Genomic DNA, 206 nt, shown 5'->3' with positions numbered 1-206 from the left:
TAGAGCCATTTACTCGTGAGTTAGAGCGGTTTACTCGTGATTTTGTAGCAATTACTCGTGAATTAGAGCGGTTTACTCGTGAATTAGAGCCGTTTACTGAATTAGAGCGGTTTACTCGTGAATTAGAGCCATTTACTCGTGAGTTAGAGCGGTTTACTCGTGAGTTTGTAGCAATTACTCGTGAATTAGAGCGGTTTACTGAGTTA

The 206-nt window shown here is 40.8% G+C and carries 1 protein-coding gene; it reads left to right on the top strand.

Features of this window, described 5'->3' with window-relative positions; translation table 11 throughout:
* The coding region (locus FNK51_RS26870; protein WP_181762361.1) for a ribosomal L7Ae/L30e/S12e/Gadd45 family protein at window positions 1–206 on the top strand (206 nt) is incomplete at both ends.

The sequence above is a fragment of the Bacillus sp. B4EP4a genome (assembly GCF_006680105.1).
GTDB classification, from domain to species: domain Bacteria; phylum Bacillota; class Bacilli; order Bacillales; family DSM-1321; genus Peribacillus; species Peribacillus simplex_E.
Note: the sequence above shows the minus strand (reverse complement) of the source record. Positions and strands in the feature narration are given on the sequence as shown.